This window comes from Paraburkholderia solitsugae (assembly GCF_013177695.1).
GTDB lineage: Bacteria > Pseudomonadota > Gammaproteobacteria > Burkholderiales > Burkholderiaceae > Paraburkholderia > Paraburkholderia solitsugae.
In genome coordinates, this window is sequence record NZ_WOEY01000037.1 from 106700 (window position 1) to 119971 (window position 13272).

A 13272-nucleotide genomic window follows, 5' to 3' on the forward strand; every position below is an offset into this window, starting at 1 on the left:
TTCAACCTCGTGACCATTCCGGTGCGCCGCGTCTCAGCGCAATGTGACAGCACCGAGCACCAAGGTTAGCAAAAAATCGTTATATTTAAGGATGCCTAATGAAAAACGTGATGAACTCGCTTAAAAGTGGAGACTGGCGCGCGCTGGTGGCGTGTTTCCTCTATTTCGACACCGGCTTCACCGTCTGGGTCCTTTATGGCCCGCTCGCGCCGTTCATCAGCAAGAGCATTGCGATGACGCCCGCGCAGCAAGGTTTGCTGGTCGCCGTGCCGGTGCTGTCGGCGGCGATCCTGCGGGTCACGCTCGGCAACCTCTATCAATCGGCGCATGGCAAACGCATCGCGTTGATGGGCGTATTGCTGGCGGCGGTGCCGACGATCGTGCTGCCGCTATTGCCGTTCGTGCCGTCGTACACCTTGCTGCTGGTGCTCGGCGTGTTCCTCGGTGTGGGTGGGGCGAGCTTTGCGGTGGCGCTGCCGATGGCCGGCAGCAACTATCCGCCGAAAGTGCAGGGCCTGGTGCTGGGTCTTGCCGCTGCCGGCAACATCGGCGCGGTGCTCGACGGCTTCCTGTTCCCGCAACTCGCGACGCGCTACGGCTGGCAAATGGCGACCGCCGGCGCACTGCCGCTGCTCGCTATCGCCGCGATCACACTGTACTTCTGGGCCAACGATTCGGGCATTAAATCGGGCAGCGTGCTGCGGGCGTTCGGCAGCTTTGCGGTGACGCTCGTGGGTTTGATCGTGCTCGTGCTGCTGGTCGAAGCGGGCCTGTTCGGTTCGGGCAAGACCGGTGTGCTGCTGTTGCCGGTGATCGGTGCGCTGCTGGCGATTGCGGTGCTGCCCAAGCGCTATCGCGCGGTGCTGGCCGAACGCGACACGTGGGTGATCATGCTGGTGTACAGCATCACGTTCGGGGGTTTTGTCGGTATGTCGTCGTATGTTTCGCTGTTGCTGACCAACCTCTATCAGTTGTCGAAGATCGAAGCGGGTCTGTTCATGGCGCTGCTTGCCGCAACCGGCGCGATGGTGCGGCCGCTCGGCGGGTTGGTTGCTGACAAGGTGTCCGGTGTGCGCGCGCTGACCTTCCTGCTCGCGATCATTTCTCTGTGTGACTTGGTCTTTGCTGCCGCGATGCCGTCGATTGTCGGTGGGATTGCGTTGTTGCTGTGCCTGTACGTGGCCTTCGGTCTCGGCAATGGCGCGACCTTCCAGTTGGTGCCGCATCGCTGGGCCGGGCGCACCGGTTTGATGTCGGGTATCGTCGGTGCCGCGGGCGGCATCGGCGGGTTCTATCTTCCGGTCGTGATGGGCATCGCGAAGGAAAGCACGGGCAGCTATCAGATGGGCTTTGCGACCTTCGGCGCGCTGGCGGCTTGCGCGTTCGTCGCGATTGTCGCACTGCGCCGTCCGTGGATGGCGTGGTCGATGCACACCGGCGTGATTCATGTGCACGCAACGGAGTGAAGCAAGGGGACATCCGCGGTCCGGGTAGCTCGGGCAGTACCTTGACGCCGCCCGAACAGCACCGGCACGCTTGCATGCAAACACCCCTGAGGCAAGGTGGTGGTCAAGGTTGGCAGTCGAGACGAGTGCGAAGCCGGAAAATACGCAGGCAAATACTTGCATGTCGTGAATGGCGAGCCTAATATGCAGTCAGGGGGCTGCATATGGATAACTCATCAGACGTATCGAAAAACGCATCGACCGATCGCATCGAAAAACAGATTCTGCTGAAGGCGCCACGTTCGCGAGTATGGCGAGCGGTGTCCAACGCCGAAGAATTCGGCAATTGGTTTTGCGTGGATTTCAGTGGCAAACAGTTTGTCGCCGGTCAATCCATCCAAGGCAACATCACCTATCCGGGTTATGAGCATCTCGTGATGGACTTGCTGGTCGAGCGGGTCGAACCGGAACATCATTTGTCGTTTCGCTGGCATCCGGCCGCAGTGGACGTGTCGGTCGACTACTCGCCGGAGCCCACCACGCTAGTCGTATTCGAGCTGAGCGAGGTCGATTCGGGCACGTTGTTGCACGTGACCGAATCGGGTTTTGATCGGATCCCCGCCGCGCGCCGCGCGGAAGCATTCCGCATGAATAGCGGCGGCTGGGAAGAGCAGATGGTCAACATCGAAAAGTATGTCGCAAAGGGATAAACCGGTCGCCGGTCATGCGCGTGCAAAGGCCGCCATGCTGCGAAGCTCCGCGCAGATTTTTGCGGCGCTCGGCGACGAAACGCGCCTGCGTCTGATCGCTGTGTTGTGCGCGGGCAGTGCGATGTCGATCGCTCAGTTGACCGCTGGAACGGAAATCACGCGGCAGTCGGTCACGCAGCATTTGCAGGTGCTCGCCAATGCGGGCCTGGTGCGCGACGTCAAGGTGGGCCGTGAACGCTTATGGGCGTTCGAACCGGCGCACCTCGACGAAGCGCGGCGCGCGCTCGAAGCGATCTCGCAGCAGTGGGATCAGGCGTTGCTGAGGTTGAAGGCGGCGGTAGAGGGCTAAGAGGCGATCTTGACCCCATGCGTTTTTTGCGGGTCAGCCGGGGTTGCCGAAACCCTCGCGAAATGCATTGAATGTGGACTCGATGAAGGCAGGCGTTGGCCCGAACAACCTGGCACGGTGTCCCATCATGTGTTCGAGAATGCGCGGATAATCCTCGCCGAACGCCAACACCTGCGCGATCAGTTTGCCGGTTTGCGGCGAGGCGATCGCCGCGGTGTCGCGACCCAGCAGCGCGGCGCCCGCGAGCTCCAACTGATGGTCATAGTGTTCGACGAGCTCGTAATTTTCGTCGTAAAGACGTGCCTGGTTGCCAGCCGCGGCATAGTGCGCAAGTAGAAACAGCAAATCCGTTGCGTCCTTTCTATCGGATGCGTGACGGTCATGCCATGCGACGATTTTCAGCATCGCCAGGCCCGGCAGCGACCCGACGGGGACAGCCAGGTCCGTTGCTATCCGCACCGTGATGGCTCCGTTCAGCGCTTCGGCGAAACCCGCCACGTTCATTCTGATCGCGTGATCCGGCGGCCAGGCGATTTCTTTCGCTGCCGGCTTACCTGAATGATCATCCTTGGCCGCATCGTTCTCCACACCGCCGAAGGGAACAATGTCGAGCCACATCAACTCGTCGCTGCCGGGGTCGCGATAGTACAGCCGGTGCGCCTCACTACGTTGCTCGAAAGCACCACCGGCGATCAGCGCCGCCTTGAGCGCGGCATGGCCCGTCCAGCTTTCTACGCTGACGCCGATATCGACGTCGGCGGTTGCACGCGTGGCCTCGATGCCGTGTACGTGCGTCAGCATGATGTCGCGCGCGGTTGCGCCTCCAACGAACCACTCGACGTTCGAGGCGTCTGCCGTTTCAGCGACATGCCGTAACAGTTCGACGACTAGTGCGGGCAGTGGCCGGCTGACGGGAAGATCAAGTGGAGAGGTATTGCTCACGTAGCATCCGGGCTGTTTCGATGTTGCGAGAGTCGCCTGTTGCGATCAGGTCGGCATAGATGAGTACGGGGTGCACGACCGATGACGGCAGGTCCGGCGCCCCGGCGGGCGGCAGTGGCGTAACAGCTGGAATCGGCATAGTCAGCACCTCCACCTCGCCGTCCGGATCGAGCCGCAGGCGAGCGTCGATCAGCCATTTACGCGGTATTGCCTGTTCACAATAAAGCGTCACGGTTGCCGGCTTGAGATAGCCGGTGAGGAGCGCTGCGGCTACTTCACCGCCGAACTGGCATTGCTCGCTGTTCGGATCGATGTTGCGCCACCATGCCGGATCTTCGGCCCGGTAGCGATTGACCAGCAACTGGTTGCGAAGGCGGGAAGGGTACAGTGCGGCCCATTCGTCGAGCAGTCGAGCCGTGTCGTCCAGGACGTAACCCTCTTTACGCTGAACGATATCGCCGCGCTCAAGGAGGTCGCGAAACGTTGACTGTGCGGTGCCGAGACTGACCCCCGCCCGTTGTGCGATGGCGCGTTGGCCCGCATTGATGAGCACCCGGTCGCAAAGCAGGGCCAGTACCACCTTCATACCCCGGGTGGTCCAGGCGCGGTCTTTAATACGGCTCGCCATGCCAGTACGCTTCCCACCGGAGATCATGATCAGGTTGCCGTCGTTTTGCATGACGGCGTTACCGGACATATCCAGCGCATCAAGGCCTAGTTCCCGGCAATGTCGAAGCAGATTAGGCGACAGATAGGGCGTGACGACCACGAACGGATCGTCGGCGCGGATGTGAGCCGTGGATTTGATCGCGGCCAGCGTGGCGAAACGGTCGACGTTGTCCACCAGCAGTACGGGTCGCGACCAGCTCCTATCCGGCGACGCCTGGAACTGTATTTTCGCTGCATAGTGGGCGCGATGCGGCGGCCGAAGGATTCTGGTGGCCACGCCTGTTGCAGCGGAAAAGGCGGCGGCGGCGGCCTGAACCGTCGGGTCGGGCACGAACGGCGGCGGGGATTTGCGTGGCATGGTCCACCCTTGTTCAATTTTTATGAGTGTATACGTAACGTGAACAGCCTGCAAAATTGAACGCCGACGTGGCGGTTCAGAATCGTTCAGAAAATCAGAGTGTATACGGAACGTGAACATCAAAAAAAATTGAACACTCGGGGGTTGGAGCCGTTGACGACGCGACTCCGGCCCTTCAACCCGCGAATCCTCAGAACTTGTGCCGCAGCGCAACCCGCGCGACGACCTGATTTCCCGTTGACGACGGCGCCTGCACGCCCGGAATGAACGCGTTGTCGAGAATCGAATGGGTCGAATCGCCCGCGACCTTCTGGTATTCGCCCTGCACGTAAACGTCCGTGCGCTTCGTCAGGTTGTAATCCGCCATCAAACCGACCGAGTGAATCTTCGGCTTCACGCTACCGGTCGACGCATCGTAGTTCTCCATCGTGTACACATACTGCGCGCCGATAAAGAAGGCCGGCGTGAACTGGTACTTGCCGTTCACTTCGAAGTTCTGGTACTTGAGCGTATTCAACCTGACGCCGGATGCCGCCAGCGGGATGCCGATATAGCCGTTGCCAGTCGGATCCTTATAGTTGGAGTTGGTGTAAGCAAAACCGGCGGTCGCCGCACCGAACGTGTAGTTGATGCCGCCGCCGAACACCCGCATGCGCCCGGCGATGAAGCTCGCGTCGTTCGCGGTGATCGCGCCGGTGGAACCCGCGCCCGGATTGTTCGCCTGCAGGTACGCGGCGGCAATCAGCAGCCCGCCGTTCGCATATTGGCCGCCGAAGCTATAGGCGCGGTTGTTCGCGAAGTTCGTGTCGTTGCTGAAGCTGTATACGCCACCGAACTTGAAGCCGGCGATCTCCGGGCTCGCGTACTTCACGCTGTTGCCAAGCCGGAACGAGTTGTCCGTGTTGTCGTTGTCGTACGGATGCGCGAACAGGTAGCCGGCCCAGTTGCCGTTGGCGGTGGTCTGCGCGAGGTAGTCGACTACCGAGTCGTACTGGCGCCCGAGCGTGACCGTGCCGAACCGGCCGTCGCTCAAGCCCACGTAAGCCTGGCGGCCGAACATGCGGCCGCCCTGGCCGAGCCGTCCCGAGCTCACGTCGAAGCCGTTTTCCAGCTGGAACACCGCCTTCATGCCGCCGCCCAAATCCTCCGAACCCTTCATGCCCCAGCGGCTGCCTTGCGCATAGCCGCTCGCCATTTCCCAGACCGCGCCGCGCCCGGCGTTGTTGGTGTAGTCGATGCCCTCATCGAGCACGCCGTACAGGGTCACGCTGCTTTGTGCGAAGCCCGATGGGGCTGCCAGCGAGGTGAGTGCGCTGAGTGCTGCGGTGGCGATGACATTCTTTTTCATTGTGAACTCCAAACGTTGGTCATGAACGGCCCAGGTGGTTCGAAACGGGGTTCGAACGTCTCAAAGGCCGCTGCTATTTGGCAAAGCCCGGATTCTGCTATTCGAGATGGGAATCGCGTATGAGGCACATCCCTGGATAAACGTGATTTTTTCGAATGTTTGTCCCGCGAATTATTCGCTTGTGGTGCGCCGTGCCGGAGAGAAAAATTCCGCTCATGCACCTTTGGCATGAAAGCGATAGCCGAAGGTAATGCGCCACTGCACCAGGTTTTTCAGGAGACGAGATGCGACTCGATCGGAATTTTGCTAACGGCTGCTTTATCGACGCGGCAAGCGACGAGCTCATCGCCGTCACCAACCCGGCCACCGAAGCTGTGATTGCCCACGTCACGGGCGCCACCCCGGCTGAGGCCATCGCCGCGGTCGACGCCGCCGCAGCCGCCCAGAAGGGCTGGCGCAAGCTGCCCTCGGCCGAGCGCGCGGTCTATCTGCACAAGCTTGCCGACGCGCTCACCGAATGCGCGCCCGCCATCGGCGCGGCGCTTGCGCTGGAGTCGGGTAAGAGCGTTGCCGACGCCACCAACGAAGCGATCTACGCCGGCCAGATCACCCGTTACCACGCCGAATGGGCACGCCGCATCGAAGGCGAGGTGATCCCGAGCGACACACCCGACGAAAACCTCGTCCTGCATCGTGAGCCGATCGGCGTGGTCGCATGCCTGATCCCGTTCAATTACCCGGTCTATACGTTCATGCGCAAGGTCGCGCCGGCTCTGATCGCCGGCAACACCGTGGTGGTGCGCCCGAGCAACAACACGCCGACCTCCGCGTTCGAGATCGCGAGAGCGGTTGAGAAGGCAGGGCTGCCGGCCGGTGTCGTGAACATTCTCGCGATGAATCATGCAACCGCCGAGGCGCTTTGCACGCACCCCAAGGTGGGCATGATCACCCTGACCGGCAGTGTCGGCGCGGGCCGCAAGGTGCTCGAATACTGCAAGGCGAACATCGCCAAGCCGTCGCTCGAGCTAGGCGGCAAGACGCCCGCGATCATCGAGGCGGATGCCGATCTGGAGAAAGCCGCGCGCGACCTGGTCGCGTCGAAGACCACGCACTGCGGCCAGTTGTGCACGGCGATCGAACGCGTCTATGTGCAGGAAAGCGTGCATGACCGTTTCGTCGCGCTGCTGAAGAAGCACATGAGCGCGGTGGAAAGCGGCGATCGCAGCGAACAGCCGGCGCTGATGGGCCCGCTCGTCAACGACGCGTCGCGCCAGTCGATTCACGGCATGGTCGAGCGCGCGATTGCGGCAGGCGCTACGCTGGAAACCGGCGGCAGGCTGCCGCAAGGCAAGGGCTTCTTCTATCCGGCCACGTTGCTGTCGAACTGCCGTCAGGACATGGAAATCATCCAGGAAGAAACCTTCGGTCCGATCATGCCGGTCGTCAAGTACCGCACGCTCGACGAAGCACTAGAGATGGCCAATGACCATCAGTTTGGTTTGTCGTCGGTGCTCTATACCGAGAACTACCGCAGCGCGATGAAGATCGCCAACGGCATCGAGGCAGGCGAGTTGTATGTGAACCGCACACCGGCCGATCCGTATCAAGGTTTCCACGCAGGCTGGAAGCGTTCCGGTCTCGGCGGCGACGACGGCAAGCACGGCATGCTCGAATTCACGCAGACCCGTCTCGTGGTCATGAAGTACTGAAGCTGAAAACGGCGCGTGCCGCGCGATTCGGAGTAGACGGCACGCGTCGCCTTAAAACCCGCAGAAACGCAGCAAACCGCTGCACTTATAAAAAAATTTGGAGATCCGACAGACCGGTCGACCGGCGCTGTATCTCTCAGGAGCGTTCCCGTGTCATCTCAATCCGTTCAAACCACCGCTTCGCACGCCGCGAGCGAAGCAGAAGCCGCGCTGCAAAACAGCAAAGCTCAACGCTACGTCCAGCTCATGTTACTGGTGCTGGCGGCCGGCGCGATTTACCCGATTCTGTATCTGCGGCAGGTTTATCAGCCGACGATGCTCGAAGTGTTCCACATTACCGATAGTCAACTCGGCTATCTGTATTCGTCGCTCGGCACGATCTTTCTGCTGAGTTACTTGCCGAGCGGCTGGCTCGCCGACCGGATCGCACCGCGCCTGTTGATCTGCTTTTCCCTGATCGCAACCGGCGTGCTCGGTCTGTGGTATTCGACTGCGCCGTCTTTTCAGATGTTGATGCTGATCTTCGGCGGCTGGGGGCTGTCGACCGGTTTGACGTTCTGGGCCGCGGTGATCAAGCGCGTGACGATGATCGCCGGCACGCACGAGCAGGGCCGCTTCTTCGGTTTGCTGGACGGCGGACGCGGCTTGATCGAAGCCATGCTCGCGACCATCGCGATCTCGCTGTTCGCGTGGTTCACGCAGACCAAAGGCGAGCCGGTTGCGGCCGGTTTCAGGCTGGTCGTCTACATGTACGCGTTCATTTGTATTGCACTTGGCGTGGTGCTCGCGCTCGTCAAAGACCCGCAAGGCGCTAAAGATGCCGCCGCCAATCGTGCCGCGAAGAAACGCAGCAACGCGCTGGTCGATCTGAAAACGCTCGCGTCGATTCCCGAGTTGTGGCTGGTTGCGGCGATTGTGTTCTGCGGCTACCAGGTGTTCTGGGCGACGTACAGCTTCTCAGCGTATCTGCATGAAGGTGAGATCGGTTTGACCGTGGTGATGGCCGGCACGATTACCACGCTCAAGCTGTGGATGCGGCCGATCGGCGGCATTGGCGGCGGTTTTCTCGGCGACCGTTATTCCAAGGTCTCCGTTCTGGTGATCGCGCTCTTTCTCGCCGCACTGTCGCTGCTGGGTCTGATGGCGGCGCCGCGTATCTCGAGCCACGTGCTGTTGGTGTTCCTCGTGCTCTTCATCGGCATTCTGACTTATGCGATTCGCGGTCTGTACTGGTCGCTGCTGGATCGCTGCAATATTCCGGTCGAAACGATGGGCCTCGCCATTGGCCTGATTTCCGTACTCGGCTATTCGCCCGACGTGTTCCTGCCGTTGATCAACGGCTATCTGACGCAGAACTTCCCGGGTGTCTTTGGTTACCAGCTTTACTTCGGCTATGTGGCCGGAATGGCGGCGCTCGGCGGCTTTGCCGGCTTGGCGCTGAGAAACATGCTCAATAGGAAAGGGGTTGCGTAAATGAAAGTCGTCTCGCTCGAAACGCATATCGTCGCCGTACCGCCGCCGCACGTGGGCGGCATGTACTGGATCTTCGTCAAGCTCAAGACCGATTGCGGTATTGAAGGCGTTGGCGAAATCTATTCGGCGACGTTTCATCCGAAGGCGATGACTCACATCATCGACGATGTATTCGGCCGCTATCTGCTCGATAAAGATCCGCACCATATCGAGCGGCTCTGGCGCGAAGCGTATTCGAGCGGCTTCACGCAACGCCCCGATCTGACGATGATGGGCGTGGTCAGCGGGCTGGAAATGGCGTGCTGGGACATCATCGGCAAGGCAGCGAACAAGCCGGTGTACGAACTGCTCGGCGGCATGGTGAACCAGCGTCTGCGCTCGTACACGTATCTGTATCCGAAGAACAGCCGCGGCGAATACGACTACGACGATCCCGATCTTGCCGCTGAATGCGCCGCTGAAAACGTCAAGCGTGGTTTTACTGCGGTGAAGTTCGATCCGGCCGGGCCGTACACGGCTTACTCGGGTCATCAACTGTCGATGGAAGTGCTCGACCGTTGCGAGACTTTCTGCCGCCGCGTGCGCGAAGCGGTCGGCAGCAAGGCCGATCTGCTGTTCGGCACGCATGGGCAGATGGTGCCGTCGTCAGCGATCAGGCTGGCCAAGCGCCTTGAAAAATACGATCCGCTGTGGTTTGAAGAACCGGTGCCGCCGGGGCAGGAAGGCGCGATGGCGCAAGTCGCGCAGCACACGAGTATTCCAATTGCCGCGGGCGAGCGTCTGACCACCAAGTATGAATTTTTCAAGCTGCTCGAAGCGGGCGCGGCGTCGATTCTGCAATTGAACGTGGCGCGCGTGGGTGGCCTGCTCGAAGCGAAGAAAGTCGCGGCGATCGCCGAGGTGTATTACGCGCAGATCGCACCGCATCTGTACAACGGGCCGATCGGCGCGGCTGCCAGCATTCAACTCGCAACCTGCACGCCGAACTTCCTGATTCAGGAAAGCATCGGCACGTGGGATGGCTTCCATGCGGCCGTGTTGAAGAAGCCGATCCAATGGGAAGACGGCTACATCATTCCTTCGCAGGAACCGGGCTTGGGCGTGGAGTTGAACATGGACGTCGTCAGGCAGCACACGCCGTACACCGGCGAGCGTCTACATCTGCAAATGGCCGCGCTTCCCGCCGACGTGAAAGATCTCGCGCCGGCCAAGGGTTGAACCTGCTGAGTTGAACCTGCGGGTTTCAACCTGTGGGTTTCGAACTGCGGGTTTTAACCTGTTTTACGCATTCAATGGATTGGGCGCCGTTTGGCGACATAGAGCATGAACTACGATTACATTATCGTCGGCGCGGGTTCGGCGGGCTGCATTCTCGCCAATCGCCTTTCGGCGTCGGGTCACCATTCGGTGCTGCTGCTTGAAGCGGGCGGCAAGGACAGTTCGTTCTGGTTCAAGATCCCGGTGGGTTTCACCAAGACGTACTACAACGAAACCTACAACTGGATGTATTACAGCGAGCCCGAAAAGGAACTCGACAACCGGCCGATCTATTGCCCACGCGGCAAAGTGCAGGGCGGCTCCGGCTCGATCAACGCGATGATCTACGTGCGCGGCCAGCCGCACGATTTCGACGACTGGGCCGCGGCGGGGAACAAGGGCTGGGCCTTTCGCGACGTGCTGCCGTATTTCCGCAAGCTCGAATCGCATCCGCTTGGCAACACCGAGTATCACGGCGCGGACGGCCCGATCCGTATCTCGCCGATGAAGGATGCCGTCCATCCGATTTGCCACGCGTTCCTGAAAGGCTGCGACCAGGCCGGCTACAAGCGCAGTGACGACTTCAACGGCGCGCGATTCGAAGGCGCGGGGATCTACGACGTGAATACGCGCAACGGGCAGCGTTCGTCGAGCAGCTTCGAATATCTGCATCCGGTACTGACGCGCAAGAACCTGACGGTCGAGCGTGACGTGCTGGCCAGCCGCGTGCTATTCGACGGCAACCAGCGGGCCATCGGCGTGAGCGTGACGCAGAACGGCGCTACGCGGCAGTTCATGGCGAACCGTGAGGTGATCCTGTCGGCGGGCGCGGTCGATTCGCCCAAGCTGCTGCAACTCTCGGGCGTAGGCGATAGCGCATTGCTGGCGAAGCATCGCATCGCGATGGTCAAGGCACTGCCCGCTGTGGGACAGAATCTGCAAGACCATCTGTGCGTGAGTTTCTACTATCGCGCGAACGTGAAGACGCTGAACGACGAGATGCGTCCGCTGCTTGGCAAGCTCAAGCTCGGTCTGCAGTATCTGTTCACGCGCAAGGGGCCGCTCGCGATGAGCGTGAACCAGTCGGGCGGGTTCTTCAAGGGCAAAGATCAGGAAACACAACCGAATCTGCAGTTGTACTTCAATCCGCTGTCGTACCGGATTCCGAAGAGCAACAAGGCAAATCTCGAACCCGAGCCGTATTCGGGCTTCCTGCTGGCATTCAACCCGTGCCGGCCGACGAGCCGCGGATCGATCGAAATCGCATCAAACCGTGCGGAAGACGCCGCGAAAATCCGCATCAACGCGCTGACCACGGAGAAGGACATCGACGAAGTGATCCAGGGTTGCGAGCTGGTGCGCAAGGTGATGGCATCGCCCGCGTTGAAAGAGATCACGGTCGAGGAAATTTCGCCGGGGCCGCAGGTGAATACGCGTGAAGGGTTCCTGAAGTATTTCCGCGAACAATCGGGTTCGATTTACCATCTGTGCGGCTCGTGCGCGATGGGTGACGACCCGCGCACCTCGGTGGTCGATGCGCGTTTGCGAGTGCATGGCATTGCCGGCTTGCGCGTGGTCGACGCGTCGATCTTTCCGAACATCACATCGGGCAACATCAATGCACCGACGATGATGGTGGCGGAGAAGGGCGCCGAGATGATTCTCGAGGACGCCGCCATCGATGCGGCCTTTAATCGCGAAGCGGCGGAGCTGGTTGCTGCTGCCTGACTTCGCCCGGCTCAATCCGCTTCGCCCAACTGCGCCGACTCCGACGAATCGAGCGCGCGCTCGGTCAACCAGATCTCCTGCTGCAGCCAGTCGCGGAACAGCGCGACGTGCGGCAGCTCGTCCTGTTCCGCACGCGTAACGAGCCAATACGACTGATGTCCGTCGACGTGCACGTTCAGCACCTGCACGAGTTGGCCTTCCGCGAGTTCGCGCCCGATCATGTGACGATCGGCGATGGTTACGCCGAGCCCGTCGATAGCGGCCTGGATCGCGTGATCGAGCAGATCGAATTCGTAGCCGCCGCGGGTGTCGACGTTTTCGATGCCGGCGGCTTTCAACCAATGCTGCCAGGTCAGATAGCGCTGATCGGCGCTCGCGAGCACGTGCAGCAGCGTGAACTGATTCAGATCGATGGCCGCGCGGCCTGCCTCGCGCGCGAGCAACGCGGGGGCGCAGACGGCGATGTGCCGTTCATTCATCAGCAAGCGGTTGTCGACGCCTTCCCACTCGCCGTTGCCAAAGCGGATGGCGCAGTCGAGCACGCCCGATTCGGCGAGATTGTCGTCGACGCGGGTCGACAGGCTGAGTTCGAGATGCGGATGCGCGTCACGCAGACGTCCGAGACGCGGCATCAGCCAGCGGCTCGTGAAGGTGGGTGGCGCGTTGATACGCAGACGGTTGCGGTGGGTTTTCTCCTGCAGGCTGCGGACCGTGAGTTCGATCCGGTCGAATGATTGTTGAAGTGCTTGCAGGAGGATGCGGCCGGCGGCCGAGAGTTCGAGGTGGTGATGGTGACGCTGGAGTAATGTTTCGCCGAGTTGGGCTTCGAGTTGCCGGACTTGCCGGCTGACCGCGCTTTGCGTGACGTTCAGCAGCTCCGCTGCGCGGGTGAAGCTGCCCGTGCGGCCAGCCACTTCGAAGGCTTTTAGCGCGTTCAGCGCGGGCATTTTGCGTTTCAAGATTGGGCTCGGGGAGGGGCTTTGCGCGGCGGCGCGGGTGGTGGGTATTTTACTTGGTTGTCTATGGGGCTGGGCTTTCCTTGAGTTGGTTGCCTGCGCGGCGCTCGTTTGTCTGTGCTTTTATGGTGTTGGCCTTTCCTTGATTTGATATTGGTCTATTAGTGTCGCCCCTGTGCGGGGCGGCACTTACTTTCTTTGCCGCCGCAAAGAAAGATAAGCAAAGAAAGCGGCTCAAACCGCTAATTCTTAAGCGGGTCCCCTGACTTGGAGGGGGTAGTGGTGCATCTGGAATCTGTGTTCTCGCACATTCGGCGTGAGTGACAAG

General features: G+C 60.8%; 11 protein-coding genes. 7 read left to right on the top strand and 4 right to left on the bottom strand.

Annotated elements, in window-relative coordinates; all coding sequences use genetic code 11:
- The first annotated feature begins 98 nt into the window (after positions 1–98).
- From GNZ12_RS09975 to GNZ12_RS09985, 3 genes are all read left to right on the top strand, one after another.
- On the top strand, positions 99–1466 hold the full coding sequence (locus tag GNZ12_RS09975; RefSeq protein WP_172310185.1) for an MFS transporter: 1368 nt from the start codon (positions 99–101) through the stop codon (positions 1464–1466).
- A gap of 203 nt (positions 1467–1669) precedes the next feature.
- A complete protein-coding gene (locus GNZ12_RS09980) occupies positions 1670–2155 on the top strand; it encodes an SRPBCC family protein (protein WP_172310186.1) in 486 nt (161 codons plus the stop codon).
- Positions 2139–2504, top strand: a complete 366-nt coding sequence (locus tag GNZ12_RS09985; RefSeq protein ID WP_172310187.1) for an ArsR/SmtB family transcription factor — start codon at positions 2139–2141, stop codon at positions 2502–2504. Before GNZ12_RS09980 ends, GNZ12_RS09985 begins: the two co-directional genes overlap by 17 nt.
- A gap of 33 nt (positions 2505–2537) precedes the next feature.
- Here GNZ12_RS09985 and GNZ12_RS09990 read toward each other — a convergent pair whose 3' ends face one another.
- The 3 genes from GNZ12_RS09990 to GNZ12_RS10000 all read right to left on the bottom strand — a co-directional run bounded on the left by GNZ12_RS09990 (position 2538) and on the right by GNZ12_RS10000 (position 5821).
- Positions 2538–3446: a nucleotidyl transferase AbiEii/AbiGii toxin family protein gene (locus tag GNZ12_RS09990; RefSeq protein ID WP_172310188.1), complete on the bottom strand. Its 909-nt coding sequence runs from the start codon at positions 3444–3446 to the stop codon at positions 2538–2540.
- On the bottom strand, positions 3424–4473 hold the full coding sequence (locus GNZ12_RS09995; RefSeq protein WP_172310189.1) for a type IV toxin-antitoxin system AbiEi family antitoxin: 1050 nt from the start codon (positions 4471–4473) through the stop codon (positions 3424–3426). The genes GNZ12_RS09990 and GNZ12_RS09995 overlap by 23 nt, the downstream gene beginning before the upstream one ends.
- Positions 4474–4663: 190 nt before the next feature.
- On the bottom strand, positions 4664–5821 hold the full coding sequence (locus GNZ12_RS10000) for a porin (RefSeq protein ID WP_172310190.1): 1158 nt from the start codon (positions 5819–5821) through the stop codon (positions 4664–4666).
- A gap of 284 nt (positions 5822–6105) precedes the next feature.
- Here GNZ12_RS10000 and aldA point away from each other — a divergent pair, with 284 nt between their 5' ends.
- From aldA to GNZ12_RS10020, 4 genes are all read left to right on the top strand, one after another.
- Complete coding sequence (aldA, locus tag GNZ12_RS10005; protein WP_172310191.1) at positions 6106–7530, top strand: aldehyde dehydrogenase; 1425 nt, start codon at positions 6106–6108, stop codon at positions 7528–7530.
- A gap of 150 nt (positions 7531–7680) precedes the next feature.
- Positions 7681–9003: an MFS transporter gene (locus tag GNZ12_RS10010; RefSeq protein WP_172310192.1), complete on the top strand. Its 1323-nt coding sequence runs from the start codon at positions 7681–7683 to the stop codon at positions 9001–9003.
- Positions 9004–10221 carry a mandelate racemase/muconate lactonizing enzyme family protein gene (locus GNZ12_RS10015; RefSeq protein WP_172310193.1) on the top strand — a complete coding sequence of 406 codons (1218 nt, stop codon included), beginning with the start codon at positions 9004–9006 and terminating at the stop codon, positions 10219–10221. It abuts the gene before it with no gap.
- Between the two features lie 105 nt (positions 10222–10326).
- Positions 10327–11988 (top strand): GMC family oxidoreductase, encoded by a 1662-nt coding sequence (locus tag GNZ12_RS10020; protein ID WP_172310194.1) that lies wholly within the window; start codon positions 10327–10329, stop codon positions 11986–11988.
- A gap of 11 nt (positions 11989–11999) precedes the next feature.
- Here GNZ12_RS10020 and GNZ12_RS10025 read toward each other — a convergent pair whose 3' ends face one another.
- Positions 12000–12935, bottom strand: a complete 936-nt coding sequence (locus GNZ12_RS10025; RefSeq protein WP_159000703.1) for a LysR substrate-binding domain-containing protein — start codon at positions 12933–12935, stop codon at positions 12000–12002.
- Between the last annotated feature and the right edge of the window lie 337 nt (positions 12936–13272).

Excerpts from the sequence above, each read along its gene's own strand:
- GNZ12_RS09975 (WP_172310185.1), top strand. The coding sequence starts at position 99 with ATGAAAAACGTGATGAACTCGCTTAAAAGTGGAGACTGGCGCGCGCTG.
- GNZ12_RS09980 (WP_172310186.1), top strand. The coding sequence starts at position 1,670 with ATGGATAACTCATCAGACGTATCGAAAAACGCATCGACCGATCGCATC.
- GNZ12_RS09985 (WP_172310187.1), top strand. The coding sequence starts at position 2,139 with ATGTCGCAAAGGGATAAACCGGTCGCCGGTCATGCGCGTGCAAAGGCC.
- GNZ12_RS09995 (WP_172310189.1), bottom strand. The coding sequence starts at position 4,473 with ATGCCACGCAAATCCCCGCCGCCGTTCGTGCCCGACCCGACGGTTCAG.
- GNZ12_RS10000 (WP_172310190.1), bottom strand. The coding sequence starts at position 5,821 with ATGAAAAAGAATGTCATCGCCACCGCAGCACTCAGCGCACTCACCTCG.
- aldA (WP_172310191.1), top strand. The coding sequence starts at position 6,106 with ATGCGACTCGATCGGAATTTTGCTAACGGCTGCTTTATCGACGCGGCA.
- GNZ12_RS10015 (WP_172310193.1), top strand. The coding sequence starts at position 9,004 with ATGAAAGTCGTCTCGCTCGAAACGCATATCGTCGCCGTACCGCCGCCG.
- GNZ12_RS10020 (WP_172310194.1), top strand. The coding sequence starts at position 10,327 with ATGAACTACGATTACATTATCGTCGGCGCGGGTTCGGCGGGCTGCATT.
- GNZ12_RS10025 (WP_159000703.1), bottom strand. The coding sequence starts at position 12,935 with ATGCCCGCGCTGAACGCGCTAAAAGCCTTCGAAGTGGCTGGCCGCACG.